Annotated in this window: 25 protein-coding genes; 20 read left to right on the plus strand and 5 right to left on the minus strand. The window is 42.5% G+C overall.

What is annotated here, in order from left to right; genetic code table 11:
* The first annotated feature begins 392 nt into the window (after window positions 1-392).
* A complete protein-coding gene (locus AC4HAL_RS05060; RefSeq protein ID WP_491093265.1) occupies window positions 393-1,238 on the plus strand; it encodes an HAD family hydrolase in 846 nt (281 codons plus the stop codon).
* A 117-nt stretch (window positions 1,239-1,355) separates the two neighbouring features.
* Window positions 1,356-2,378: an alcohol dehydrogenase AdhP gene (gene adhP / locus AC4HAL_RS05065; RefSeq protein WP_491093266.1), complete on the plus strand. Its 1,023-nt coding sequence runs from the start codon at window positions 1,356-1,358 to the stop codon at window positions 2,376-2,378.
* Between the two features lie 433 nt (window positions 2,379-2,811).
* Here the strand turns inward: adhP and AC4HAL_RS05070 are convergent, their stop codons facing one another.
* Entirely contained in the window at window positions 2,812-3,717 is a 906-nt protein-coding gene (locus AC4HAL_RS05070; RefSeq protein ID WP_491093267.1) for a polysaccharide deacetylase family protein, read from the minus strand.
* 7 nt (window positions 3,718-3,724) lie between these two features.
* Window positions 3,725-4,891: a hydroxymethylglutaryl-CoA synthase gene (locus AC4HAL_RS05075; protein ID WP_491093268.1), complete on the minus strand. Its 1,167-nt coding sequence runs from the start codon at window positions 4,889-4,891 to the stop codon at window positions 3,725-3,727.
* A 193-nt stretch (window positions 4,892-5,084) separates the two neighbouring features.
* Between AC4HAL_RS05075 and AC4HAL_RS05080 the strand changes: the two genes are divergently transcribed.
* From AC4HAL_RS05080 to AC4HAL_RS05120, 9 genes are all read left to right on the plus strand, one after another.
* Window positions 5,085-5,924, plus strand: a complete 840-nt coding sequence (locus AC4HAL_RS05080) for a thymidylate synthase (protein ID WP_491093269.1) — start codon at window positions 5,085-5,087, stop codon at window positions 5,922-5,924.
* A 100-nt stretch (window positions 5,925-6,024) separates the two neighbouring features.
* Complete coding sequence (locus AC4HAL_RS05085; RefSeq protein WP_491093270.1) at window positions 6,025-6,537, plus strand: dihydrofolate reductase; 513 nt, start codon at window positions 6,025-6,027, stop codon at window positions 6,535-6,537.
* A gap of 210 nt (window positions 6,538-6,747) precedes the next feature.
* Window positions 6,748-7,980, plus strand: a complete 1,233-nt coding sequence (gene clpX / locus AC4HAL_RS05090; protein WP_491093271.1) for an ATP-dependent Clp protease ATP-binding subunit ClpX — start codon at window positions 6,748-6,750, stop codon at window positions 7,978-7,980.
* 16 nt (window positions 7,981-7,996) lie between these two features.
* Window positions 7,997-8,596 (plus strand): ribosome biogenesis GTP-binding protein YihA/YsxC, encoded by a 600-nt coding sequence (gene yihA / locus AC4HAL_RS05095; protein WP_491093272.1) that lies wholly within the window; start codon window positions 7,997-7,999, stop codon window positions 8,594-8,596.
* Window positions 8,597-9,060: 464 nt separating this feature from the next.
* Window positions 9,061-9,939 (plus strand): mevalonate kinase, encoded by an 879-nt coding sequence (gene mvk / locus AC4HAL_RS05100; RefSeq protein ID WP_491093273.1) that lies wholly within the window; start codon window positions 9,061-9,063, stop codon window positions 9,937-9,939.
* Window positions 9,921-10,865 (plus strand): diphosphomevalonate decarboxylase, encoded by a 945-nt coding sequence (gene mvaD, locus AC4HAL_RS05105; RefSeq protein WP_491093274.1) that lies wholly within the window; start codon window positions 9,921-9,923, stop codon window positions 10,863-10,865. Before mvk ends, mvaD begins: the two co-directional genes overlap by 19 nt.
* Entirely contained in the window at window positions 10,858-11,853 is a 996-nt protein-coding gene (locus AC4HAL_RS05110; protein WP_491093275.1) for a phosphomevalonate kinase, read from the plus strand. The genes mvaD and AC4HAL_RS05110 overlap by 8 nt, the downstream gene beginning before the upstream one ends.
* Window positions 11,854-12,107: 254 nt before the next feature.
* Complete coding sequence (fni, locus tag AC4HAL_RS05115) at window positions 12,108-13,100, plus strand: type 2 isopentenyl-diphosphate Delta-isomerase (RefSeq protein ID WP_491093276.1); 993 nt, start codon at window positions 12,108-12,110, stop codon at window positions 13,098-13,100.
* A gap of 68 nt (window positions 13,101-13,168) precedes the next feature.
* Entirely contained in the window at window positions 13,169-13,390 is a 222-nt protein-coding gene (locus tag AC4HAL_RS05120) for a DUF4649 family protein (protein WP_447451415.1), read from the plus strand.
* Between the two features lie 313 nt (window positions 13,391-13,703).
* Here the strand turns inward: AC4HAL_RS05120 and trhA are convergent, their stop codons facing one another.
* Window positions 13,704-14,360: a PAQR family membrane homeostasis protein TrhA gene (trhA, locus tag AC4HAL_RS05125; protein ID WP_491093277.1), complete on the minus strand. Its 657-nt coding sequence runs from the start codon at window positions 14,358-14,360 to the stop codon at window positions 13,704-13,706.
* Window positions 14,357-14,797, minus strand: coding sequence for a DUF1836 domain-containing protein (locus tag AC4HAL_RS05130; RefSeq protein WP_491093278.1), 441 nt, complete (start codon window positions 14,795-14,797; stop codon window positions 14,357-14,359). The genes trhA and AC4HAL_RS05130 overlap by 4 nt, the downstream gene beginning before the upstream one ends.
* Window positions 14,798-15,091: 294 nt before the next feature.
* On the opposite strand from AC4HAL_RS05130, the gene AC4HAL_RS05135 reads away from it, so the two are divergent.
* The gene (locus AC4HAL_RS05135) at window positions 15,092-16,927 is read left to right on the plus strand and encodes an acyltransferase family protein (RefSeq protein WP_491093279.1); all 1,836 of its coding nucleotides are present in this window, start codon (window positions 15,092-15,094) and stop codon (window positions 16,925-16,927) included.
* Between the two features lie 43 nt (window positions 16,928-16,970).
* On the opposite strand, the gene AC4HAL_RS05140 is transcribed toward AC4HAL_RS05135, so the two are convergent.
* Complete coding sequence (locus tag AC4HAL_RS05140) at window positions 16,971-18,230, minus strand: hydroxymethylglutaryl-CoA reductase, degradative (protein ID WP_491093280.1); 1,260 nt, start codon at window positions 18,228-18,230, stop codon at window positions 16,971-16,973.
* Between the two features lie 126 nt (window positions 18,231-18,356).
* Here AC4HAL_RS05140 and AC4HAL_RS05145 point away from each other — a divergent pair, with 126 nt between their 5' ends.
* The 8 genes from AC4HAL_RS05145 to murB all read left to right on the plus strand — a co-directional run bounded on the left by AC4HAL_RS05145 (window position 18,357) and on the right by murB (window position 25,519).
* Window positions 18,357-19,643: a homoserine dehydrogenase gene (locus AC4HAL_RS05145; protein WP_491093281.1), complete on the plus strand. Its 1,287-nt coding sequence runs from the start codon at window positions 18,357-18,359 to the stop codon at window positions 19,641-19,643.
* A gap of 6 nt (window positions 19,644-19,649) precedes the next feature.
* On the plus strand, window positions 19,650-20,513 hold the full coding sequence (gene thrB, locus AC4HAL_RS05150) for a homoserine kinase (RefSeq protein ID WP_491093282.1): 864 nt from the start codon (window positions 19,650-19,652) through the stop codon (window positions 20,511-20,513).
* Between the two features lie 319 nt (window positions 20,514-20,832).
* Window positions 20,833-22,092, plus strand: a complete 1,260-nt coding sequence (locus AC4HAL_RS05155) for a bifunctional folylpolyglutamate synthase/dihydrofolate synthase (RefSeq protein ID WP_491093283.1) — start codon at window positions 20,833-20,835, stop codon at window positions 22,090-22,092.
* Window positions 22,093-22,133: 41 nt separating this feature from the next.
* A complete protein-coding gene (folE, locus tag AC4HAL_RS05160; RefSeq protein ID WP_491093284.1) occupies window positions 22,134-22,694 on the plus strand; it encodes a GTP cyclohydrolase I FolE in 561 nt (186 codons plus the stop codon).
* Between the two features lie 4 nt (window positions 22,695-22,698).
* Complete coding sequence (gene folP, locus AC4HAL_RS05165; RefSeq protein ID WP_491093285.1) at window positions 22,699-23,499, plus strand: dihydropteroate synthase; 801 nt, start codon at window positions 22,699-22,701, stop codon at window positions 23,497-23,499.
* 7 nt (window positions 23,500-23,506) lie between these two features.
* Window positions 23,507-23,866, plus strand: a complete 360-nt coding sequence (folB, locus tag AC4HAL_RS05170; protein ID WP_491093286.1) for a dihydroneopterin aldolase — start codon at window positions 23,507-23,509, stop codon at window positions 23,864-23,866.
* Window positions 23,863-24,345 carry a 2-amino-4-hydroxy-6-hydroxymethyldihydropteridine diphosphokinase gene (folK, locus tag AC4HAL_RS05175; RefSeq protein ID WP_491093287.1) on the plus strand — a complete coding sequence of 161 codons (483 nt, stop codon included), beginning with the start codon at window positions 23,863-23,865 and terminating at the stop codon, window positions 24,343-24,345. Before folB ends, folK begins: the two co-directional genes overlap by 4 nt.
* A gap of 271 nt (window positions 24,346-24,616) precedes the next feature.
* Window positions 24,617-25,519, plus strand: coding sequence for a UDP-N-acetylmuramate dehydrogenase (gene murB / locus AC4HAL_RS05180; protein WP_491093288.1), 903 nt, complete (start codon window positions 24,617-24,619; stop codon window positions 25,517-25,519).
* Window positions 25,520-25,568 lie beyond the last annotated feature (49 nt).

Raw genomic sequence — 25,568 nt, forward strand, 5'->3', positions numbered from 1 at the left:
ACGAGTTCGTTTGTGGTAAGATGGGTGTAGGTCATTTATGGTAGTTCCTCTCAGACAAATGTGGTGTTTATCTGAGCCTAACATAAATGGCTTTTTTCTGTCTAGCTTAATTTTACAAATTGGGAAATGTAGTATCGTATTTAATGGATTTTTGACTTGTTTGGAAAGAGAAGTCTAAGGATCATAGGATAGTATCAGTTTTTAAAAGAAAGAGCCTATCTTTGCTGCTGGATCTCCATTATAATAGGTGTGGTGGAGCAGAATTGAACTTAGCCTAAATCTTTGAAAAAGTTAACAGACTTCGCAATCCAAGGTTTTCGTCCAAGTTCATATTTTCTCAGTCGAATTTTTAAAGCCTTTGGTATCTTAAATCTTAATGGAGGAGCATGTTTATGAAGCAAAAGGTCATTTTTTTAGATGTGGATGGAACCTTAGTAGACTATGAGAATCGCATTCCTAAGTCTGCCATAGTGGCTATTCGCCAAGCAAGAGCTCAGGGACACTTGGTTTATATGTGTACGGGACGTAGCAGAGCTGAGGTGCAGCCTGAACTGTGGGATATCGGCTTAGACGGTATGATTGGTGGTAATGGTTCCTACCTAGAACATCAGGGACATGTTTTAATGCACCAACTAATTTCTGAACAAGACACGCATGCTATTGTCGATTGGCTACACGAGCGTGGTTTAGAGTTTTACCTTGAAAGTAATAACGGTTTATTTGCTAGTGAAAATTTTAAAGAGGTAGCAAGACCGGTGATAAGAGCCTATGCTAAACGCAAGGGGGCAAGGGAGCAAGATGTTGCTAACTTGGAGGCTGAAGATGCCCTCCACGGCCTAATTTATGGTGATCGACTTTATCGCAATGATGTTAATAAAATTAGTTTTATTTTGTCTTCCTATCAAGATCATTTAGATTCCAAGGCAGCCTTTCCGAAATTAAAAGCAGGTACCTGGGGAGGCAGGGGCGAGACAGCCCTTTTTGGCGATTTAGGAGTAGCTAATATTGATAAGGCCCATACGATCGATGTCCTTTTGAATCACCTGCAGCTGACTAAGGAAGATACCATTGCTTTTGGAGATGCCAAGGTAGATATTCCTATGTTAAACTATTGTGAAATTGGGGTTGCTATGGCCAATGGTGGACCTGAGATTTTAGCGATGGCTGATATGGTGACTGAGGATGTTGAAGAAGATGGTCTTTATAAGGGATTTGAGCGTCTGGGCCTCTTGTCTTAGCAGAATTTTGGTAGCTCCCGCTTGGTTTGCAGAAAATACTTGACAAGATTGTGCAATAATGTACAATATTCTTGTAATCGATTTCAAAAAAATTAATCGCACATAGGAGGAAGCGAGATGAAAGCAGTTGTTGTTAACCAAGCATCAAATGGTGTTGAGGTTGTAGATCATGCTTTACCAACAATTGGACATGGTGAAGCACTGGTAAAAGTTGAGTATTGTGGAGTTTGCCATACAGACTTGCATGTCGCTCACGGAGATTTTGGACAAGTGCCCGGACGTATTCTGGGTCATGAAGGTATCGGTATCGTCCAAGAGATTGGAGAAGGTGTCGAATCGTTAAAGGTTGGCGATCGTGTCTCTATCGCTTGGTTTTTCGAAGGATGCGGTCACTGTGAGTATTGTACAACAGGACGCGAGACGCTCTGTCGCTCTGTTAAAAATGCTGGATACAGCGTTGATGGAGGCATGAGTGAATATGCAGTTGTTACAGCTGATTACGCTGTCAAAGTTCCAGAAGGTTTAGATCCTGCTCAAGCTTCATCGATTACCTGCGCAGGTGTGACTACTTACAAAGCTATTAAAGAAGCGGGCGCAGCCCCTGGCCAATGGATTTGTATCTTTGGTGCTGGTGGCCTTGGTAATCTAGCTGTTCAATATGCTAAAAAGGTTTTCAATGCACAGGTTGTTGCTGTGGATATTAACCAAGATAAGCTCGATCTCGCTAAAGAATCTGGAGCAGACATTATTGTCAATGGTAAAGAAGTTGGCGATGTTGCTGCTTATATTCAAGAAAAAACTGGCGGCTGTCATGGTGTTGTTGTAACAGCTGTTTCAAAGGTTGCCTTTAATCAAGCTATCGACAGCGTTCGTGCGGGCGGTACAGTAGTTGCTGTAGGTCTCCCATCAGAATATATGGAACTTTCTATTGTTAAGACAGTTCTTGATGGGATCCGTGTTGTTGGTTCACTCGTGGGAACACGCAAAGATTTGGAAGAGGCTTTTGATTTTGGTGCACGCGGTCTAGTGGTACCAGTCGTTGAAACAGTTGAGGTAGATACAGCACCTGACGTTTTCGATGAAATGGAAGCTGGTAAAATTCAAGGCCGCAAAGTTCTCGATTTCACCAAATTGGCTTAAGCGTCTGAACCTGAGGGTAAAGGAGTACTTGTATATCAAGCATACGGTGTCATTCGACTCTACTTCTCTGCCGGGAATTTTCGCCAAGCAAATTGGCTCTTTATATCTTAAATAATTTATCGAGCTGCCTACTGTTTTATGACTAGATAAAGCCCTGAGGCAGCACCTGCCCATTTTTATATAGATGAAAAACGCTCTATTGTCCCCTTTCAAAGTAGACTAGCAATCCACTTTGGAGAGTGGTTCGCACTGGAGTGTTTTTTATGATCTTAAACAAGCGCGATTTATCAGAAATAGTTGGGACAACAAGCTGAAAAAAACTAGGATAAACAAGATAGCGGTACTGTCCATCTGTTTATCCTAGTTTTGTTAAGTAAATCAGTAATGATTTCTCCGTTTATAATAAAGGAAAGAGTACCTGTACCCTAAGTCTTTACCATGAAATTGTGGATAACAGCTCCTCGGCCGTTGTTGTCGGCAGGATACGAACGCGATTAAGAGTATAAAAACCGTTATCGGCACTGGCTAACCCTTCATTGGTTGTTACCGCCATTTTATATCCATCTTGTTCAGCTAATGACTGAGTAGTGTCATTGTAACGTCCAGAAGGATAGGCGAGTGCGACCGTTTCTTGATCTAGAGTTTGGTCCAGCCATCTTTTGGATTCACTGAGTTCTGTGTCTTGAGTATCCTCGGCCGTTGCTGATAAATCGGGATGGTTCACAGTGTGACTTTGAAAGGACATGCCGTCTGATTTCATTTCCTTAATCTGGTCAGTAGTTAAAAAACCTTCCTTATCAATATAACTGGTAATGATATTATCGGTGCCGTGGGCCCCATACTGTTTCATAATATTGTAGGCATTTACAAAATCCGCATCTCCATCGTCAAAAGTTAGCCAGACAATTTTTTTGTTGCCATTAGGTAAAACGTTTTCTGATAGCGCTTTGTAGGCTTCTTCAGGAGTCAAAAAGTAATAACCAGCCTCCGATAGTGCTTTAATATGACTTTCGAAGGTTGAAGGATCAACAATGAGATTGGCACTGCCTGCTTCAGAAGAGTCCATAACATGGATGGCATGGTACATCAAAATAGGAACTTTGATAGCTTCATCTTGCTTTTCCCAATTGACCTTGGTCCTGTTAGACTTTCTTGCTTCACTAATCTGTTTAGGAGTCTTAGCTGTTTGCTGACTCTGTGTTTTTTCCGTTTTTAACAACTGACTGGGTTTGGAGCTGTGATTCTTTACCATAAAGGCCACAGCCCCAAGAATAAAAACAAGGCAGATAATAGCTAGCAAGTTGCGGCTAGTGTGATTATGACGATTTTTAGCAGTCATTTTTTGCTTATCTCCTCTTATAGCGACGTTGATGTTCGACAATACTATCAAGAACAAAGGTATGGGTATCATAATCTATAAATGAAGCATTGCCATCCTGATCAAGCTCAGCCTCCTCAAAGAACATCATTTCGTACTCAGGGACGCTGATAAGTTTACGTTGATCAAGCTCTTTTTGCTGGCTGTCCCCCAGCATGTTTTTAAAACCATCAACAAGATTTCCGCTAAAAATCTCTGAAACCGCACCGGAACCGTAGCTGAAGAAGCCGATGCGATCACCAGCTTGTAAAGACTGAGCATTTTCCAATAGTGATAGGAAGCTAAGATAGAGCGAGCCAGTATAGATATTTCCCACCTGTCTGCTATAATGAATGGAACTGTCAAAATGCTCTTGCAATTGCGCCCGTACCCTATCATCAAGGGTTTTGTCCATCAATTTATTAAGTCCCTTGTTAGCCAGTTTAGGATATGGAATGTGAAAGCAAAAGGCTGCAAAGTCCTCTAGACTGAGATTCTGCCGTTTTTGGTATTCGGTCCAGACTGTCTTTAAACTGTCTAGGTATTGTTTAGTCGAAAACATGCCTTGAACAAAGGGGGTTACAGAATAATTGGGACGCCAAAAGTCCATAACATCGCGAGTTTGAGCAATATTATCGTCATTGAAAGCGATAATTCTAGGTTGTGCCGTTACCAGCATAGCAAGGGCACCGGCGCCTTGGGTCGGTTCTCCTGATGTTTTGATGCCATACTTGGCAATATCACTAGCAATAACGAGCACCTTAGACTGTGGATTAGCTGAGACATGCAGCTTAGCATAGTTAAGCCCTGCTGTCGCACTATAACAAGCTTCCTTCATCTCAATGCTTCGGGCAAAGGGCTGAATACCTAATAAGCCGTGTACAAAGACTGCAGCAGCCTTACTCTGATCAATACTGGATTCACTGGCGACAATGACCATATCAATGGTTGCCTTGTCTTCATCCGTCAGGATTTTTTCAGCAGCAGCGGCGCCTAGAGTGACAATATCCTCTGTAATAGGAGCAATACTTAAACAATCCAGCATTAATCCAATCGAATATTTATTAGGATCGGTGTTGCGAGCTGAGGCTAAATCAGCCATAGAAAGCTGATATCTGGCTGTCGCAAAACCAATCTTATCAATTCCAATGGTCATACATCTACCTTCTATTTGCAAGTTTAATATGATTCTATTGTAACATAAATGACATGAAAGCTCTGAAGGAAAAACTTAAAGCCTCTTCAAATCACTCCTAAACATAGGTTTTTAACTAGCTAGGTAGCAGCTATTGGCTTTTTTGCTTAAAATTCGCTAGAATATGAAGTAATAATTATTTTAAGGATATACCATGACAAAAGCAGATGATATTTTTAAGGACAATATTCAAAAAATTATGACACAAGGGGTGCTTTCGGAGCAAGCCCGTCCCAAATACAAGGATGGACGAACCGCTAATTCAAAATATATTACGGGCTCCTTTGCTGAATATGATTTAGCTAGGGGAGAATTTCCAATTACAACCTTGAGGCCAATTCCAATAAAATCAGCTATCAAAGAAATTTTTTGGATTTACCAAGAGCAGAGCAATGACCTTACCATATTAAACGATAAGTATCACGTTAAATACTGGAATGATTGGGAAATCGGAGATACGGGTACTATCGGTGAGCGCTACGGTGCTATTGTCAAAAAGCACGATATTATAACTAAAATTCTCAAGCAGCTCGAAGAAAACCCTTGGAACCGCCGCAATGTCATCAGTCTTTGGGATTATGAAGCTTTCGAGGAATCAGAAGGCCTTCTTCCTTGTGCTTTTCAAACCATGTTTGATGTTCGGCGGGTAGATGGTGAAATCTACTTGGATGCCACCCTGACTCAGCGTTCCAATGATATGTTGGTTGCTCATCATATTAATGCTATGCAGTATGTGGCCCTGCAGATGATGATTGCGAAACATTTTGGCTGGAAAATAGGTAAGTTTTTCTATTTTGTCAACAACCTCCATATCTATGATAATCAGTTTGAACAGGCAAAAGAACTGCTGCGTCGTCAGCCAACTGCCTGTCAGCCCTGCCTAGTTTTGAATGTTCCAGATGGAACGAATTTTTTCGACATCAAGCCAGAGGATTTCGAGCTGATCGATTATGAGCCGGTAAAACCCCAACTGAAATTTGATTTAGCCATTTAATCATCTGCTTGTTAAAGACTGATAAAAAAGGGTATAGCAGAAATTTGTTTGAATTTTTTCAAATGCATTTTCCCTCGAATTCTGATAGAATAAACGTAATATGAGCGAGCATTTAAAAAAGAAAATTATTGCGATCTGGGCTGAGGATCAAAATCATCTCATCGGTGCTAATCAGACGATGCCCTGGCATTTACCTGCTGAGTTAGCGCATTTTAAGCGAACGACCATGGAAGCAGCAGTTCTCATGGGGCGCAAAACTTTTGATGGCATGGGAAGAAGGGCTTTGCCTGGACGTGAACTGTTGATTTTAACCCATGATAAGGGGTATCAAGTTGATGGGGTTCAAACTGTATCTAGTATAGAGGAAGTACTTTCATGGTTTGAACAGCAGGAAAAAGACCTCTATATTGCAGGTGGAGCTGGGGTTTATAAGGCCTTTGAGAGATATTTCGACGTTTTAATAAAAACCAGTATCCAAGCTAAGTTTAAAGGGGATACTTATTTTCCTGATATCCAGCAAGACAATTACCAGCTGATTTCGGAGGAAGTTTATCAAAAGGATGATAAGAATCCTTTTGATTTTACTGTCTCGGTATTAAGAAAATTAAAATAGAATAAGGAATTAATAATTCATGCAAAGAAGTATCTTTGGAGTATTTACAGCGCTACTAGCCATTATTTGTGTGCTTTGTGCGCTTCCGGCATTTCGTAAAAATCGTTATGGCCTAGGAGCACTGTTTCTCCTGAACGCTTTGACAAATCTTATCAATACCATCCATGCCTTTTATGGCACACTTTTTTAAAGTAGGAAGATTGGACTATTATGGCAGACAACACAACAACGAATGATACAATGGTTTATTGCTCATTTTGTGGCAAAAATCAAACAGAAGTGAGGAAGATCATCGCTGGCAACGGTGTCTTTATTTGCAATGAATGCGTAGCGCTTTCGCAGGAAATCATCAAGGAAGAATTGGCTGAAGAAGTTCTGGCTGATTTAGCGGAAGTACCAAAACCAAAAGAGCTCCTGCAAATTTTAGACGACTATGTTATTGGCCAAGATCGGGCCAAACGAGCTCTGGCTGTAGCTGTTTATAATCATTACAAGCGTATTAGTTTTTCAGAAAGCAGTCAGGACAATGATGTCGATTTGCAAAAATCAAATATTCTCATGATTGGACCTACAGGATCTGGGAAGACCTTTTTAGCTCAAACTTTAGCAAGAAGCCTCAATGTTCCTTTTGCTATTGCCGATGCAACAGCACTTACTGAAGCTGGTTATGTCGGTGAGGACGTTGAGAATATCCTTCTTAAGTTGATTCAAGCTGCGGATTTTAATATTGAACGAGCTGAGCGCGGCATTATTTACGTGGATGAAATTGATAAGATTGCCAAAAAGGGAGAAAATGTTTCGATTACCCGCGATGTATCTGGAGAAGGGGTTCAACAGGCTCTCCTCAAAATCATTGAAGGAACTGTTGCAAGTGTTCCACCTCAGGGAGGACGCAAGCACCCTAATCAAGAGATGATCCAAATTGATACTAAAAATATTCTCTTCATTGTGGGCGGAGCTTTCGATGGTATTGAAGAAATTGTTAAACAGCGTCTCGGTGAGAAAGTCATTGGTTTTGGTCAAAATAATATAAACTTAGATGACGATGCTTCTTACATGCAGCAGATTATCTCAGAGGATATTCAAAAATTTGGTTTGATCCCTGAGTTTATTGGTCGCTTACCTGTTTTAGCAGCCTTGGAACAGCTAACTGTGGAAGACCTTGTTCGTATTCTGACTGAGCCTAAAAATGCTCTGGTTAAACAATATAAAACCTTGCTTTCTTATGATGGTGTTGACTTAGAGTTTGACAAGGAAGCTTTGGAAGCTATTGCCGCCAAGGCCATTGATCGTAAGACCGGTGCCCGTGGACTGCGCTCTATTATTGAAGAGACAATGATGGATATCATGTTTGAGATTCCGAGTCAGGAAGAGGTAGCTAGCGTGCGTGTCACAAAAGCTGCTGTCGACGGCACTGATAAACCGATTTTAAAAACAGCCTAGAAAAAGAAGATAGACGATGACGGACGAGCAATTTTTAAATACCCATAACGCTTCAATTTTACTCAGCGCTGCTAATAAATCTCATTATCCTAAGGATGACCTGCCGGAAGTTGCCTTGGCAGGCCGTTCTAATGTCGGGAAGTCCAGTTTCATCAATACACTGTTGGGGCGTAAAAATCTGGCGCGTACCTCCAGTAAGCCTGGAAAGACACAGTTGCTCAATTTTTATAATATTGATGATAAGCTGCGTTTCGTAGATGTTCCGGGATACGGTTATGCCAAAGTATCTAAGTCTGAGCGAGCTAAATGGGGCAAAATGATTGAAGAGTATCTAGTGACACGCGATAATTTGCGTGTAGTTGTTAGTTTAGTAGATATGCGTCACGCACCGACAGCGGATGATATTCAGATGTATGAATTTCTTAAATACTATGAAATTCCTGTTATTATGGTGGCAACTAAAGCTGATAAAATTCCTCGGGGTAAATGGAATAAGCAGGAATCTCTTATTAAGAAAGCTTTCAATTTTGAGCAGGATGACTATTTTATTGTCTTTTCTTCCCAGACTCGTCAAGGGTATGATCAGGCTTGGGATACTATTTTAGAGTGTCTGTAAAGAGAAGGGCAAAAACTTGTCCAGTATTCTTGTTTTGGTATAAGTCTTTGGCCCAGTGGTTGGCTAGCTTTCTTTTTGTCACAAAGCCAAGGCAGAAAATCTAAACAAATGTGATGAACAGCGTTCATCTTATTTCCCGATTAAAAGGTCTGGGGAGAGACAGAGACCGTTTCAGGTCACCGCCTAGAAATTAGGGAGTGGTGAGAACCAAAATTTTCAATTTTTGGGTTCTTTCCCCACTCCCTTTTTCATACTTTTTGCGCTTTTTCCTTTTTATAGTAAGGATAATACAAGCATATGATACGTAATATTAATTATGTAAAATAATAGCAGCTATAATATTTCTGCGCCCTCAATTTCTGAAAGTTTAATATGACGATAAAAGCTTTTTTTGTGTTTATGGTCGCTTTTTTTACTTTTTTAAGCTAAAATATTATGAGGAATATAACGAGAGAAAATAGAAAATGACGCAAAAAATTGGACTTGGACGTGCCCACAGCAAAATTATCCTAATTGGTGAGCACTCAGTGGTTTATGGGTATTCAGCCATAGCCCTGCCTTTGAAAAATATTGAAGTCGTTTGCCGTGTGCAGGAAGCCCAGAAGCCCATGGAGATTGATATTGCTGATCCTTTGTCAACTGCGGTTTTTGCTGCTTTGGAATACCTAGAGAAGGCAGATGAAAAGCTATCAATTGTGATTGAATCTAATGTTCCTGAAAAACGAGGGATGGGGTCATCAGCGGCAGTAGCTATCGCAGCTATTCGAGCAGTGTTTGATTATTTCGACAGGTCCTTATCAGGTCCCGTTCTGGAAATGCTAGCCAATCAGGCAGAAATTATTGCTCATGAAAATCCTAGTGGCTTGGATGCAAAGACATGCTTGAGCGACACTGCTATCAAATTTATCCGAAATTTAGGATTTTCAGAGATGCCTATTGATTTGGAGGCTTACCTAGTGATTGCTGATACAGGTATCCATGGGCATACACGCGAGGCGGTTCAAAAGGTACGTAATTTGGAAGAAAAAGCCCTACCCTATTTACACCGTCTGGGTGACTTGGCAAATCTTATTGAAGTAGGAATATTGGCCAAGGATTTGTCTGTGATTGGGCAGGCCATGAGTCAAGCCCATCAGGAATTGGATCTCTTAGGTGTTTCGAGTCCAGAAGCCAATCACTTAGTCCAAGTTGCCCAAGCTAAAGGGGCAATTGGTGCAAAAATGAGTGGGGGAGGCTTAGGTGGCTGTATTATTGTACTTTGCCGAAATGAAAAAGAAGCACAGGATATGTCTCACATGCTAAAAAAAGAAGGAGCGGCCAATACGTGGATAGAAAGTCTGTAAATGTAAAATCCTATGCCAATATTGCTATTGTCAAATACTGGGGGAAGGCTAACACACGAAAGATGATTCCAGCTACTAGCAGCATTTCGCTAACTTTGGAAAATATGTATACAGAGACTAGTCTGTCTTTCTTACCAGAAACTGCTGAAGCAGACCAATTTTACATTGATGGAGTTTTGCAAAGTCAAGCTGAGCATGACAAGATGACGAAAATCGTTGATTTTTTCCGCAAGGATCGAAAAGATCGTGTCTGTATTGATACCGTTAATAATATGCCAACTGCAGCAGGACTTTCCTCCAGTTCCAGCGGTTTATCAGCCTTGGTAAAGGCTTGCAACCAACTGTTTGATTTTGGTCTTAATCAGACCCAGCTGGCTCAATATGCCAAGTTTGCCTCAGGATCATCTGCCCGTTCATTCTTTGGACCACTTTCAGCTTGGGATAAGGATACAGGTGAGATTTATCAGGTGAAAACCGATTTAGAATTGGCAATGATTATGCTAGTTTTAAATGATCAGCCCAAAACCATTTCTAGTCGTGAAGGAATGAAACGCTGTACAGAAACGTCTAGCAATTTTGAACAATGGGTCCGGCAGTCTGAAATTGATTATCAGGATATGTTGGCCTACCTAGCTAGAAATGATTTTCATAAGGTCGGCCAGTTAGCAGAATCCAATGCCTTGCTGATGCATGCAACAACGAGTGCAGCTCAGCCTCCATTTTCATACTTAACGCAGGAATCTTACAAAGCTATGGAGTTTGTTAAATCATTACGCCAGCAGGGGTATAGTTGCTATTTTACTATGGATGCAGGGCCAAACGTTAAAGTTCTCTGCCGTCAGGAGGACCTAGATCAACTCGTCCCGATTTTTCAGGAACACTATCGTACGATAGTATCAAAAACAAAGGATCCTGCTCATGACTAAATATAGCGTACAGACTGGCGGTAAGCTCTATATCGCAGGTGAATATGCTATTTTGACGCCAGGACAAGTGGCTCTTATCAAGCATATCCCAATTTATATGAGTGCAGAGATTGAGTCAGCATCTTGCTACCAGCTGAGCTCAGATATGTTCGGCTACACTGCCGATATGACGTCAGACAGTAGCTATGCCTTGATCCAGGAAACGATAACTGTTGCTAATTCCTTCCTAGTCAGTCAGGGGCTGAGGTCTCACCCCTTTGCTCTTACTATCAGTGGCAAAATGGAGAAGGAGGGTAAAAAAATTGGGATAGGCTCTAGTGGTAGTGTAACGCTGCTGGTTTTGAAGGCAATGGCAGCTTTATACCATCAAGATTGGTCGGAGGAACTCCTTTTTAAATTGGCAGCCTATACCTTGCTCAAGCGAGGAGATAATGGTTCTATGGGTGACTTGGCCTGCATTGCCTACGAGAATTTAATTCTTTTTACCTCTTTTGACCGCTCCCAAATACGCAGCTGGATTGAGACTGCTGATTTAGGAGATGTTTTAAAGAGAGACTGGGGCTATCGTATTGAACCAATTAAAACTGCTATCAATTGTGATTTTTTGGTGGGATGGACCAAGAAGCCTGCCATTTCTGCGAACATGATTAATCAAGTAAAGGCAGCCATTACCCCTCGTTTTTTAGAGCAGACGCAGGCAGCTGTTATGGCTGCAGCAGAGGGTCTAAAAGTTGGGAACAAGGCAGCCATTAAGGAGCAGTTACAAAGGGTTAGCCAATTGTTGAAAGATCTCCACCCAGCCATTTATACTCAGGATCTATTGAATTTAGAGGCAGCTGCAGAAAATTTAGATGCTGTTGCTAAATCCTCAGGTGCAGGTGGTGGCGACTGTGGTATCGCTCTGTCTTTTGACGAGGTTCATAGTTGCATTCTGAAAAAACAGTGGCGGGAAAAAGGTATTGAAATACTACATAAAGAGAAATGGTGAGTTGGTGACCTAGCTTCTTGAATCCTTGGCGATCTACTTTTTATAGTTTGTTGCCAATAGAACCGCCGATAATTTGTCTGGTAGAAAATTGCTGTAGCTGGCACAATTCCAGCTGATCCAACGCTTTAAAATTATAGATAGAGCGTTTGTGCCAGTTCGCACAGTGAATTTACTAAATGCAGCCGATTTATCGGATTGTTTGGCTGGTGAGATAGGTACAGAAAGGCAGACTATTTTTTGAATTGAGGAAATATATGAGCAACCGTAAAGATGACCACATTAAGTATGCCCTTAACTACAAAGCACCTTATAATAGCTTTGATGATATGGAGCTGATTCATTCATCTCTCCCTCAATATGACTTGTCGGACATTGATCTCAGCACACACTTCGCTGGACGTGATTGGGAGTTTCCCTTTTATATCAATGCCATGACTGGAGGGTCAAGCAGGGCCAGGAGCATTAATCAAAAATTAGCCCAAGTTGCCGAAAGCTGTGATTTGCTGTTTGTTACGGGCTCTTATAGCGCAGCCCTGAAAAATTCTAACGATGATTCTTATGATGTTAGAAAGATTGCACCTGAAGTGCTTTTGGGAACAAATATTGGCTTGGATAAACCAGCTGAGTTAGGATTGCAGACTGTAGCAGCAATGCGGCCCTTACTGTTACAGGTTCATCTCAACCTCATGCAGGAACTTCTTATGCCTGAAGGGGAGCGAACCTTTAAGACTTGGCGGTCACATTTAACTGATTATGTCAGCCAAATTTCTGTGCCTCTTATCCTAAAAGAAGTCGGTTTTGGTATGGATATAAAAACAGTAGAATATGGGTTGGAGTCAGGTATCCAAACATTTGATATTTCTGGACGTGGAGGAACGAGTTTTGCCTATATCGAAAATGAGCGCGGGGGGAATCGTTCTTACCTTAATAACTGGGGGCAGTCAACCGTTCAAACCCTGCTTAATCTGCAGGCTCTAACGAGCCAAGCTGAAATTTTAGCCAGCGGTGGAGTTAGAAATCCACTTGATATGGTCAAGGCATTTGTTCTCGGTGCAAAAGCAGTAGGGCTTTCGCGTACGATATTGGAGTTGGTTGAGTGCTATCCTGTTGGGAAAGTTGTTGAGATAATCAACGGTTGGAAAGAGGATCTTCGTCTGATTATGTGTGCTCTCAACTGTCAAAATTTACGTGAACTAAGGCAGGTTGACTACTTACTTTATGGAAAACTAAGTGAGGCCAATCGCTAATTTTCGGTCAAAATAATTGACCTTTCTTAACTAAGAGCATAAACTAAAGAAGAAAGAGAGGGAATATTATGATTGAAATGACTTATACAGATGCTTATCAAATTGAACGCCATCAAAAATTTGAGAACCCTAATGACTTTATCAGAGCTCTTATGGGCTGTTCAACTGTTCCGGAGTATTACCCTGTAACCAGCCTGACCTATCATGGAAAAGACCTTGGCTTTCATGGAACTTTTGGGGAGCTATTTAAGACATTTGTAAATTTTGATTGGGCTCCTTTTGAAGCGTAAATAAAGTAGTGAAATGCAAATGCCAGTGCTCGAGAGCAACTGTTGTTGCTTTTTAGCTACTGGATTGTTTAAGGGGTCGCCTAAAGATAAGGAAGCGCCCCATGATAAGGACCGCCAATCAACCACTGCGTCGATCTGGTAAATCTAGATAATGCTAAAGAGTCTGAAATTTTGTTTCAGACTCTTATTTTTTTATGGTTTCATACCCTAGTTTTTAGCTTTTCTCTTTGAGAAAAATAAAGAAAACCACCAGCTAAGCTGATGACTCTAACAAGGCTTTAAACTTCCATTTATTCGCGAACGCGAAAGCACTTTATAGCATGCAGTACGCAATGGCAATATATTGTAAAGTTGATGCTAAGAGAATAAAGAGGTGCCAGATCATATGGTCGTAAGGCTGTTTTCTGGAGTAGAAAAAGGCTCCGACAGTGTATGATAACCCTCCTGCCAGCATCAATACCCAAAAGGTGGGATCTGTCTTGGCAATAACGGCAGGAATAATAAAGATAATCAGCCATCCCATCAAAAGATAAAGAAGCAGGCTAAATTTTTCATTGATTCGTTTGGCAAAAATTTTGTAAAGAATCCCGTAGATAGTTGTCCCCCACTGTAGAACGATGATGAGATAACCAAGCCAGCCACCAACCAAGGATAGAGCTACTGGTGTGTAAGAACCAGCAATAGCGATATAGATCATGCTGTGATCAATAATGCGCAGAACATACTTTTGAGGAGAGTCATACTGCATGGCGTGATAAATTGTAGAGGAGAGGAACATTAAAAATAAACTGATAACAAAAATAGACATACCGACAGCTGCTTTGATTCCGTAGACTTGGTGGCTGTAAGACGCTGTAATGGGAAGCAAGACAAGCATCGCTACCGAACCGACAGCATGGGTAACACTATTTGCAACCTCTTCACCAAAAGAAAGGCGCTTGCTAAGTTTTAGAGTTTGTGCTGCATTCATTTTTGACCTCCTTGAAGGTTGAGGGCGAGTTTGTGCGTATGATGATAAAGTTTTAATGTTTGGCAGGCTGATACGATAATCTCGGGGATATCTCGATCCTGTTCGCCATTCATGCAGGACACAAAGGCATCATAATACCTTTGTGACTGGTTATCAGCCGTCAAAGCTTCTAAAACTTGGCCTAATTCCTGAATGGAAAATACCGGTTTGAAAGTAGTGATAGCGATCAAGCGGGCAAGTTGTTTGCGACTGTATTTCTTTTTGACTGGTTTTTCAACCAGACCATGCTTAACATAATTATTAATCATCGAAGAGGTCAAGCCTTTATCATTAGGAACGGTAGCAGGTGCTGCTAGCTGGTTGACATAAAGCAAAACTTGGTCTAAATATAAATCAATATTGGGAAGTTCTTCCCATTTGGGATAAGCGGTTGTCATAAGATTACTATCCTCCTTTCATCTAGTTTCAATAACTAGATTATACATTTATAAAAAACGGAAGTCAAGAAAAAACGGTTAAGATAAAACTAACCTGCACCCCAAAAGTTAGACAGAAAATCTAACAATTGGGGTCAGTACAAACCAGCACTGTTTTATCCTTGGCTAAACTTTAGAGCATTTTCCTTTTTTCACTTTGTAAGGTGCTTAAATTACGCGCCCCACCTTGCTAAGCCTGGTATTTTATGGTATATTTTGAACATTAAACGCCTCTGGCGCAAAAAGGAATTAAACATGAAAAAACGCTATATTACAGGATTCGACGGCTTAAGAACAATTGGTCTTCTAGCTGTTATTCTCTATCATATCTATCCGTCAATATTTAGGGGTGGCTACCTCGGGGTTGCCCTCTTCTTTGTGCTATCTGGCTATTTAATCACAGACCTCCTATTGAAAGAGTATGAGGCGACTGGTGGAATTGATATTAAATCCTTCCTGCTCAGACGCTTCAAGCGGCTCTATCCCAATATGGTAGCAGTAATACTCCTAAGTACCGTTTATATGTATTTTTTCCAAAGGAATCTCCTGAATGGTATACGCATGGTCTTTGTCTCCAGTATTTTTTCGGTCAATAATTGGTGGCAGATTGCTAAAGGAGGGTCCTATTTTGCCAAGCTGATAGCAGAGGCGCCCTTTCAGCATTACTACAGCCTATCAATCGAAGGGCAGTTTTATCTGTTCTGGCCATTGATTATTATCCTGCTGATGAAGGTCTTTAAAAATAGGCGTACCCTGATTTTTAACGTATTGGATGTTATCCTACTTTTATCCTTCTTGGAAATGTCTTTTCTCTATCGCATGCATGTCGATCCGACAAGGATATACTACGGAACAGATACTAGGCTTTTCAGCATTTTAATGGGAGCTGCACTGGCTTTTGTCTATCCTAGTGATAAGGCGGCAAATATTCGTCTATCTCAACTGGATCGGCGGGTGTTCAACGGTATTGCTCTGACCAGCATGCTTGTCCTGGGCATTTGTTTTTTCTTTTTGCCTGACCAAGAGTGGTTCACCTACAGAGGGGGAATGTGGCTCTTTAGCTTCTTGTCATGTATCCTCATCGCTACCATAGTCCATCCCCAATTGCGTGTTAATAGATGGCTGTCCAACCCTATAACGGCTTATTTAGGGACTCGTTCTTACGGCATGTACCTCTGGCAGATTCCTATTCTAACTTTCGCAGAGTTAAAGCTGCCTAATCCCAAATCCCCCTTATCGGTTCTGATTGCTTTAGCTCTCGTAGTTGTTTTAACAGAGATAACCTATCGATTGGTAGAAGTCCCTTTGCGGCGGATTACTTGGCGGCAAATTCGTGAATTTTATGCTCGAAAAGGTCATCCCTTCCCGTTCAAGTGGCCTTTAACGCTGATGACAGGGCTAGCTGTAATTGCTGCACTTACCCTTGTTTTTACTGCACCCGACAAAACAGCTGCCCAGAACAAGATAACCGATCAGCTAAAACAAAACGAAGCGAAAATGACTCACCAGCAGCAAAATCCGCAACCAGCTGGAACGCCGGCTGACCCTGCTATCCTCAATAAGTATGGTATAAGCCAAGAGGAATACGATGCTGTTAATCAGAAGAAAGTCGGTATTTTGGGTGATTCTATGATTGCCATGACTTACGATGATCTATTAGAAGTTTTCCCCAATGCTTTCTTTGACGGGGCGACTGGCCGTAAACCTGAGCATGCCTTAGAAACTGTACAGGAGGCGGTAGCTAACCATCCGGATCTCGATACCCTAGTCATCGGTATTGGTATAAATCGTGATGAAAATGGTGCGACACTTCAAACCAGCCAGATTGATCAGGTCATGGCAGCAGCAGGGGATCGTCAGGTTTATTGGATCAATATCAATCTTGAAAAGTCACAGTATTATTGGACCAACGATGTCAACCAAGCCCTTAATGAAGCTGATCAAAAATACGACAATCTGCATATCATTGATTGGTATGGCCTGTCCCATGATAAAGAAGGTCAACTTCTAACTGAAGATATGACCCATCCTAATGACCAAGGAGCTATTGCCTACACTAAAATAATCGCTGACACTCTGTCTAAGGAGTAGCTCTTACCTTGAAGGATGTTGCAAAAAAAAGAACTGGATCTTGTCAATCCAGTTCTTTTACTATGGCTTGGGCAGTTTCCAGATTCATGTGCTCAGCTTGCAATAGCTGATCAACAACTTGAGTAACCTGTTTGTCTGTCGCTCCTGCCTGCAGGGCCAAGGATTTTGCCTGAAGCTTCATGTGTCCCGCTTGAATACCGGTGCTGACAAGAGCCTTAAGGGCTGCGAAGTTTTGCGCCAGCCCGAGTGAGACGATCAAGCCTGCCAAGGTTTTAGCATCAGGATTTCCCAATAATTCAAAAGCGGTCTGAACACTAGGGTTTAAACCGATAGACCCCCCCTTAGTTGCGATTGGCATAGGTAAGGTCATCCGTCCAATAATTTGCTTAGCATCTAGATCAACTGTCCATTGAGAGAGACCACGGTAGCTGCCCGAAGCACTAGCATAGGCGTGACAGCCGGCCTCGATGGCTCGCCAGTCATTCCCAGTGGCTAAGACTAGGGCATCAATACCGTTGAAGATTCCCTTATTATGCGTTGCTGCTCGGTAGGAGTCGACTTGGGCTAAGCGAGAAGCCAAGTCTATCTTATATGCGAGTTCTCTGGCCTCTGCTTTTTTGCGGCTGAGGAAGCGCCAATCAAGCCGACACTCAGCTGTGACCAAACTTTCAGTCGCATAGTTGGACAAAATTGCCATTAAACAGCGCCCCTCAGAAAGCTTCTCTAGGGTAGGAGATAGGGCTTCCATCATGGTATTGACGATATTAGCTCCCATTGCTTCTTTGGTGTCGACACTTATATACACAATAAGAAAACTATCCTTGTGCTCTATCCAAAGTTCACGGGCACCGCCGCCGCGCTTAAGAATTGAAGGATGGGCTGTATTGGCCCGAGAAATCAAGGTTTTTGTGTGGGCTAAGATAGTTTGACCGGCGACCTCTTGATCTGGAACATCAGTCAAGGTGATTTGGCCAATCATCCGTCTTTGGTGGACCTTGGTGGTAAAACCTCCCGAGCGCCTAATCAACCTAGCTGCGTAACTGGCTGCAGCAACAACAGAAGGTTCCTCGGTCACCATAGGGAGATGGTAAGTCTTGCCATCAATCAGAAAATCAGGAGCCAAGCTCATAGGCAGCGCTAAACGTCCGATGACATTCTCTGCTATCTGATCGGCTCTAGCTAGTGGCAGTAGCTCTCCCTGAGTCAAGCTATCCAATGCGCAATGAGATAGCAGTTGGCTTTCTTTCAGATATTCCCAACGCTCAGCAGGACTTTTTTTTGAAAAACCTCTCCAAGAAACCATATTATCCCTTTCAAATATTCGTATTTTGCAAGTAGAATTATAGCATAAATGAATATTTTCTGTAACTTCCAAGAGGTTTCTGGTATAATGAGCTGGAATAGATTTCTTATAAATGAGGAGAACAAAATGACAATAAAAATTGGTTTGCTTGGTTTTGGAACGGTTGCCAGCGGGATTCCTTTTTTACTTCAAGAAAATGGCGATAAAATCTCAGCAGCGGCTCGCGCAGAATTTGAAATTGCTAAAGTATTGGTCAAGGATGACGAAGAAAAAAATCGTTTGCTGGCAGCAGGTCACCAGTATAATTTCGTGACGACTATAGATGATATTGTCAACGATTCTGATATTCAGATTGTTGTGGAATTGATGGGACGTATTGAACCTGCCAAGACCTTTATCACCAAGGCCTTAGAATCTGGTAAACATGTCGTTTCAGCTAACAAAGACCTGATTGCAACCCATGGCAAAGACTTGATTGCACTGGCACAAGACAAGGGTCTAGCTTTCTACTACGAAGCAGCAGTAGCGGGCGGTATTCCAATCTTACGTACTCTGGCCAATTCTTTGACCTCTGATAAGGTGACGCGCATTCTTGGAGTACTTAATGGTACGTCCAACTTCATGATGACTAAAATGGTCGATGAAGGCTGGACCTATGAGCAGGCTCTCAAGACAGCCCAAGAACTGGGCTATGCCGAAAGTGACCCTACCAACGATGTTGAAGGGATTGATGCAGCCTATAAAGCGGTTATTCTCAGTCAATTTGGATTTGGGATGACGATTGATTTTGATCAGGTTAGCCACCAAGGAATTTCCACCATTACACCTGACGATGTTGCAGTCGCGCAAGAGCTGGGTTATGTTATTAAGTTGGTCGGTGACGTTCGCGAGACGTCATCAGGGATTTCAGCGGAAGTATCTCCAACCTTCTTGCCCAAGGAACATCCGCTGGCCAGTGTCAATGGTGTCATGAACGCCGTCTTTGTTGAATCGATCGGTATTGGCGAGTCCATGTACTACGGACCAGGCGCAGGACAAAAGCCTACAGCAACTTCAGTTGTTGCTGATATCATCCGTATCGGCCGCCGTGTAACGGATGGCAATGTCGGGAAATCCTTTAATGAATTCAAACGTCCGACTCAGCTGGCTCATTCTGATGATGTCAAGAGTGGTTATTATTTCTCGTTGACTGTTCCGGATAAAAAGGGACAGATTCTGCGTCTGGCGCAAATCTTTAACGGCGAAGATATTTCCTTCTCTCAAGTCTTACAGCAACGAGGGGATGGTGAGAGGGCTCATATCGTGATTATCACCCACGCTCTTAGCCTAACCCAGTTAGAAAATGTTAAGGCTAAACTGCAGGCTGAGAATGATTTTACCTTGGTTAATAGCTTCAAGGTACTAGGAGACTAAACGGATATGAAAATTACGGTTCCAGCTACATCAGCTAATATCGGCCCAGGTTTTGATTCGGTCGGCGTTGCCCTCTCGAAGTATCTGACGATTGAAGTCCTAGGAGCAGCGAAACGTTGGGAAATCAGCCATGATTTAGGCGATAATGTTCCAACGGATGAAGAGAACCTGCTGGTAAAAACAGCCCTGAAAGTTGAGCCAAGCCTTGCGCCTCAGCGCATCAGGATGGTTTCTGATATTCCTTTAGCACGCGGCTTGGGGTCATCAAGTTCTGTTATTGTGGCGGGTATTGAGTTGGCAAATCAAATAGCTGATTTACAACTTTCCGCTCAGGACAAGCTTAAGATAGCCGTGGAGATTGAGGGCCACCCTGACAATGTAGCCCCTGCTATCTTCGGTAATTTAGTTGTCGCTAGCTATGTTGACGGGCGTACGGATCATATTGTGGCTGATTTTCCTGATTGTGATTTTATTGCCTTTATTCCCAACTATGAATTAAAAACGAGCGACAGTCGGGATGTTTTGCCAGAAACTCTCGCTTATAAGGAAGCTGTTGCGGCTTCATCAATTGCTAACATAGCTGTTGCGGCCTTGCTGAAGGGGCAGTTAGATACAGCTGGACATGCCATACAAAGCGATAAATTCCATGAACGCTACCGCCAACAATTGGTCAAGGAATTTTCTCCTATCAAGGCTGTTTCCCAAGAAAACGGAGCTTATGCCACCTATCTATCCGGTGCCGGTCCAACCATTATGACCATCGCTCCTAAAGAGAGCAGTCAAGCAATTGTTCAGCAAATTACTGCACTTGACCTAGATGGAGAGCTAGCTGTTTTGAGTGTGGATCAAAGAGGGGTTCATCTTAGCTAAAATTCAAAAAGGATTGCTGCTTAGGTGTCTCTCCTATCTTCTACAGACTTTCTTTGCTATCTGATGGAATTTTGCTCAGGTGTCTCTCCTATCTCCTACAGACTTTCTTTGCTATCTGATGGAATTTTGCTCAGGTGTGAATTCATGTATAACACCTTTTGTATTGGACTGTAGTGGACATTCCAGACGGTCATTATCATCTTTGTAGATGGTCAGATATTGCTCTCTAGGAATCAAAACCTTGAGTGAACAGCTCTTGGTTTTTTCGTAATAAGGTAATTTCTGAGCTAATAGGATCAATAAAAAATAAGAGGAACTTATGAATTACCAAGAAGCCCTAGATTGGATTCATGATAGATTAAAATTTGGGATTAAGCCTGGCTTGAAACGCATGGCTTGGATGCTCAATGAATTAGATAATCCGCAAAAGAAGCTGCGTGCTATTCATGTGGTTGGTACCAACGGCAAGGGCTCTGTTGTCAATTATCTCCAGCATATCTTTTCCGAAGCAGGCTATGAAGTGGGGAGCTTTACCTCACCATATATTATGGATTTTCGCGAACGTATTTCACTCAATGGTCAGATGATGTCCCAAGAAGATCTCATTAGCTGTGTCGATGTCGTCAAACCTGTTGTTGAGCGACTGGATTTGGAAACAGAACTCGACTCAGCTACTGAGTTTGAAGTTATTACCCTAATAATGTTCACCTATTTTGGTCGCTTGCACCCTGTTGATATCGCTGTGATAGAGGCTGGTATGGGAGGGCGTGACGACTCAACCAATCTCTTTAAGGCTCTGGCTGTTGTATGCCCATCTATTGGCCTTGATCATCAGGCTGTCTTGGGGCAGACTCATGCGGAAATCGCAGCCAATAAGGCTGCAGTACTAAAGGGTGGGGAGCCGCTTATTATAGCTTTAACTCAACAAGAAGCTCGACAAGCTTTCTTAAAACGTGCTAAAACAGTTAGTTCGCCAGTCTTTGAATTCGGTAAGGATTTTACCCTTGAAAGAGCGGAGGATGGTCTAACCTTTCGAGCAGCAGGGGAGACATTAACTGCCCTGACCCTTGCTATGCCGGGGCAGCATCAATTGATAAATGCTGCCTTGGCCGTTCAGACAGCCCTGCAAGTCAAGTCTAGCTATCCTAGGATTAATGAACGAGCTATTCGACAGGGACTGGCTAACGCTAAATGGCTGGGGCGAACGGAGCTTATGGCTGATAATCTTATGATTGATGGTGCTCACAATAGTGAAAGCATAGCAGCTCTGGTAGAGTTGCTGCAAAGCGACTACGCCGATAGAAAATTGCACTTCCTGTTTGCCGCTATTGATAGTAAACCAATTGCTGCTATGCTAAAGCAATTGGCAGATATCGGTCAGGTAACTGTCACAACCTTTCCTTATCCTAACAGCCTTCCTTTGAGTAAATATCCTAAACAGTACCCCCAGATTAAGGATTTTTCTGCATGGTTTCATACGATCTACCAAAGGGAATCAGGGGACTTCTATGTGGTTACAGGCTCTCTTTACTTTATTGCACAGGTACGCCAGTGGCTTTTGAAAAGTCAGTTTAATTAGGGTATAATAAAAGGCATATTAATGATTAGTAAGAGGAAATTATGATAGATCATAAAAAAGCAGAAGAGGCCATCTACCAACTGCTGGAAGCCTTGGGAGAGAACCCTGAGCGCGAAGGATTGCTAGAAACTCCTAAGCGTGTTGCAAAAATGTACGCTGAAATGTTTTCAGACTTGCATCAAGATCCCAAGGAACAATTTACCGCTGTCTTTTCCGAAGAGCATGACGAGGTTGTCTTAGTCAAGGATATTCCTTTTTATTCCATGTGCGAGCACCACTTGGTACCTTTTTATGGTGTTGCTCATGTCGCTTATCTTCCAAGTCAAGGAAAGGTCACCGGTCTTAGCAAGTTAGCTCGAGCTGTGGAGGTAGCCAGTAAGCGTCCTCAGCTGCAAGAGCGGCTGACTGAGCAAGTAGCGACCGCCTTGGAGGAGGCCCTCTCCCCTCGTGGCGTCTTTGTCATGGTAGAAGCAGAGCATATGTGCATGACCATGCGAGGAATCAAAAAACCGGGTAGTAAAACTGTTACGACTGTTGCTCGCGGCTTATTTAAAGATGATTTTAATGAGCGGCAAGAAATTCTTAACTTAATCAGAGGATGATAAGATGAAAATTGGACAGTTTGATATAGCAGGAAAGGCCTGTATCATGGGAGTGCTCAATGTCACCCCCGATTCTTTTTCTGACGGTGGCTCTTACCTGACAGTTGACGCAGCCCTTAAGCAGGTTGAAGAAATGATTGCAGCAGGTGTGGCCATTATTGATGTAGGGGGAGAATCGACACGGCCCGGTGCTAATTTTGTAAGCCAAGAGGAAGAAATCGCTCGCATTGTTCCTATTATTAAGGCTATTAAGGCTAACTATGATATTCTTGTTAGCGTTGATACTTATAAAACAAGGACAGCTAAGGCAGCTCTAATAGCTGGTGCCGATATTTTAAACGATGTCTGGGCTGGTTTGTACGATGGGGAAATGCTTGCACTGGCAGCCTCAAATCAGATTCCCATCATTCTCATGCATAATCAAAAAGATGAAATTTATAAGGATATTACACAGGACGTAGCTGATTTTCTGACCCAACGTGCTCAAGCTGCCCTCGAAGCCGGAGTGCCCAAGGAAAATATCTGGATTGATCCAGGCTTTGGATTCGCTAAAAATGCCCAGCAGAATTTAGACCTGCTCAAGGGACTAGATCGTATCGCTGGGTTGGGCTATCCCGTTCTCTTTGGGATTTCCCGCAAGCGCGTGGTCGATTATTTACTTGGAGGTAATACCCAAGCGGTAGAACGCGACATGGGGACCGCCGCCCTATCAGCCTATGCCATTGAGAAGGGCTGCCAAATTGTACGCGTCCACAATGTCGGGGCTAATCGCGATATTGTTAAGGTCATCAGTCAGCTAGTGTGAGGTAGCAATGGATAAAATAATTCTAGAGGGGTGTCGCTTTTATGCTTATCATGGAGCTATGCCTGAAGAGAACGCCCTCGGTCAAGTTTTTATTGTTGACGTTGAATTAGGTCTTGACCTAGGTTCAGCTTCCCAGACAGATGAGCTAGCCGATACTGTTCACTATGGACTGATTTTTGAAACCATCAGACATGAGGTTGAAAACCAGACTTATCAACTGTTGGAAGGCCTAGCAGGGGCTATCTGCCAAGATATTTTTGAACAGTTTTTGCCCATTCAGACAATAAAAATTAAAATTACTAAGGAGAATCCACCCATTAAGGGACACTATAATCGGGTGGGTATCGAATTGGAGCGCTGCCGATGACCGAGGTCTATCTCAGTTTAGGTTCCAATATGGGAGATCGCCAGACTTATTTGAAACAGGCGTTAGCACGCTTATCGGCCTTGCCTCAAACGCAATTGAAAAGTCTATCGTCTATTTACGAAAGTCAGGCTTGGGGGGTGACAAATCAAGCTGATTTTCTCAATCTTGCTTGCAAACTGGAAACCCAGCTACCTCCTTTAGCCTTGCTCCATTTCTGTCAGAGTATTGAGAGAGATTTGGGGCGTGTACGCCACCAGCATTGGGGGCCGCGGACACTGGACATCGACATCCTGCTCTACGGTCAAGTAACTATGGACAATCTTGAGCTCCAGCTACCTCATCCCTATATGACCCAGCGAGCCTTTGTGCTAGTGCCGCTTTTAGAAATCGAAGCAGAGCTGACTGAACCTCCGACTGGCCTTTCCTACGCCAGTTACCTGACAGAGTTAGATTGTTCTGGTATCAGATTAAACTCTTGAAGCCTATCGCAAAAATCTTTAGTTTTTGGTATAATATTATCGGCCTTGTGCCGATTTTTTGTACTCATTGAAAATCAAAACGATATCTTGTTTTGCAGATAATAGAAAGCTATGGGCTGTTTATCTCACCCTCACTTCAGAATGTCTGCATTCACAAGGGAACAAGTGGCTCCAACTTTCTTTGTCGCTTTTCGTCTGCGTTTAATCGGCCGGGAGCTGTCGCTTTCAGAGTGATTTTGTTTGAGTAATAGTACAGGATTTAGGACTCATAATGTTAGAAAAAATGAAAACAGCGCTCGAAGGAATTGATATCCGTACCAATGAACCTTTGAGACATTACACCTATACCAAAGTCGGCGGACCAGCAGACTATTTGGCTTTCCCCCGCAATCGGTATGAATTAGCTCATATCGTAAAATTTGCTAATGGAAATGGCATTCCTTGGATGGTTTTGGGAAATGCTAGCAATCTCATTGTCCGCGAAGGTGGTATTCGTGGATTTGTTATCATGTTTGATAAACTTAGCACTGTAACTGTCAATGGATATACTATCGAAGCCGAAGCAGGGGCTAACTTGATTGAAACAACGAAAGTGGCTCAGTTTCATAGTCTGACTGGATTTGAATTTGCAGCTGGTATTCCGGGCAGCATTGGTGGGGCAGTCTTCATGAATGCTGGTGCTTATGGCGGAGAAATCTCGCATATTTTGGTTTCAGTCCAGGTTTTAACCAAGACCGGTGAGGTCCGAGTGATTGAAGCACGAGATATGGCTTTTGGTTATCGTCGCTCAGCCATTCAAGAAACTGGTGAAGTCGTTATTTCTGCTAAATTCGCCCTCAAGCCGGGTGATTACAATCAGATAAAAAATGAAATGCAGCGGCTCAATCATCTGCGTCAACTCAAGCAACCTTTAGAATACCCATCCTGCGGCTCTGTTTTCAAGCGTCCTGTTGATCATTTTGCTGGCCAGCTGATTATGGAAGCTGGCCTAATGGGACATCGAATTGGCGGAGTTGAGGTTAGTAAGAAGCATGCTGGTTTCATGGTCAATGTCAATCAGGGGACAGCAGAGGATTACGAAAATCTGATTGCTGATGTTATCAATAAAGTAGAGCAGCACTCAGGTATCCGCTTAGAGCCTGAAGTTCGTATTATTGGAGATTATAGGTCTTAATGCCCAAAGAAAACTCATCAGACTGGATAAGGACTTAAGAAAATCCACT

It is taken from the genome of Streptococcus sp. ELY_125, assembly GCF_058314535.1.

Bases quoted from the DNA above. Each gene is read 5' to 3' on its own strand.
- AC4HAL_RS05060 (WP_491093265.1), top strand. From the start codon at position 393: ATGAAGCAAAAGGTCATTTTTTTAGATGTGGATGGAACCTTAGTAGAC.
- adhP (WP_491093266.1), top strand. From the start codon at position 1,356: ATGAAAGCAGTTGTTGTTAACCAAGCATCAAATGGTGTTGAGGTTGTA.
- AC4HAL_RS05070 (WP_491093267.1), bottom strand. From the start codon at position 3,717: ATGACTGCTAAAAATCGTCATAATCACACTAGCCGCAACTTGCTAGCT.
- AC4HAL_RS05075 (WP_491093268.1), bottom strand. From the start codon at position 4,891: ATGACCATTGGAATTGATAAGATTGGTTTTGCGACAGCCAGATATCAG.
- AC4HAL_RS05080 (WP_491093269.1), top strand. From the start codon at position 5,085: ATGACAAAAGCAGATGATATTTTTAAGGACAATATTCAAAAAATTATG.
- AC4HAL_RS05085 (WP_491093270.1), top strand. From the start codon at position 6,025: ATGAGCGAGCATTTAAAAAAGAAAATTATTGCGATCTGGGCTGAGGAT.
- clpX (WP_491093271.1), top strand. From the start codon at position 6,748: ATGGCAGACAACACAACAACGAATGATACAATGGTTTATTGCTCATTT.
- yihA (WP_491093272.1), top strand. From the start codon at position 7,997: ATGACGGACGAGCAATTTTTAAATACCCATAACGCTTCAATTTTACTC.
- mvk (WP_491093273.1), top strand. From the start codon at position 9,061: ATGACGCAAAAAATTGGACTTGGACGTGCCCACAGCAAAATTATCCTA.
- AC4HAL_RS05110 (WP_491093275.1), top strand. From the start codon at position 10,858: ATGACTAAATATAGCGTACAGACTGGCGGTAAGCTCTATATCGCAGGT.
- fni (WP_491093276.1), top strand. From the start codon at position 12,108: ATGAGCAACCGTAAAGATGACCACATTAAGTATGCCCTTAACTACAAA.
- AC4HAL_RS05120 (WP_447451415.1), top strand. From the start codon at position 13,169: ATGATTGAAATGACTTATACAGATGCTTATCAAATTGAACGCCATCAA.
- trhA (WP_491093277.1), bottom strand. From the start codon at position 14,360: ATGAATGCAGCACAAACTCTAAAACTTAGCAAGCGCCTTTCTTTTGGT.
- AC4HAL_RS05130 (WP_491093278.1), bottom strand. From the start codon at position 14,797: ATGACAACCGCTTATCCCAAATGGGAAGAACTTCCCAATATTGATTTA.
- AC4HAL_RS05135 (WP_491093279.1), top strand. From the start codon at position 15,092: ATGAAAAAACGCTATATTACAGGATTCGACGGCTTAAGAACAATTGGT.
- AC4HAL_RS05140 (WP_491093280.1), bottom strand. From the start codon at position 18,230: ATGGTTTCTTGGAGAGGTTTTTCAAAAAAAAGTCCTGCTGAGCGTTGG.
- AC4HAL_RS05145 (WP_491093281.1), top strand. From the start codon at position 18,357: ATGACAATAAAAATTGGTTTGCTTGGTTTTGGAACGGTTGCCAGCGGG.
- thrB (WP_491093282.1), top strand. From the start codon at position 19,650: ATGAAAATTACGGTTCCAGCTACATCAGCTAATATCGGCCCAGGTTTT.
- AC4HAL_RS05155 (WP_491093283.1), top strand. From the start codon at position 20,833: ATGAATTACCAAGAAGCCCTAGATTGGATTCATGATAGATTAAAATTT.
- folE (WP_491093284.1), top strand. From the start codon at position 22,134: ATGATAGATCATAAAAAAGCAGAAGAGGCCATCTACCAACTGCTGGAA.
- folP (WP_491093285.1), top strand. From the start codon at position 22,699: ATGAAAATTGGACAGTTTGATATAGCAGGAAAGGCCTGTATCATGGGA.
- folB (WP_491093286.1), top strand. From the start codon at position 23,507: ATGGATAAAATAATTCTAGAGGGGTGTCGCTTTTATGCTTATCATGGA.
- folK (WP_491093287.1), top strand. From the start codon at position 23,863: ATGACCGAGGTCTATCTCAGTTTAGGTTCCAATATGGGAGATCGCCAG.
- murB (WP_491093288.1), top strand. From the start codon at position 24,617: ATGTTAGAAAAAATGAAAACAGCGCTCGAAGGAATTGATATCCGTACC.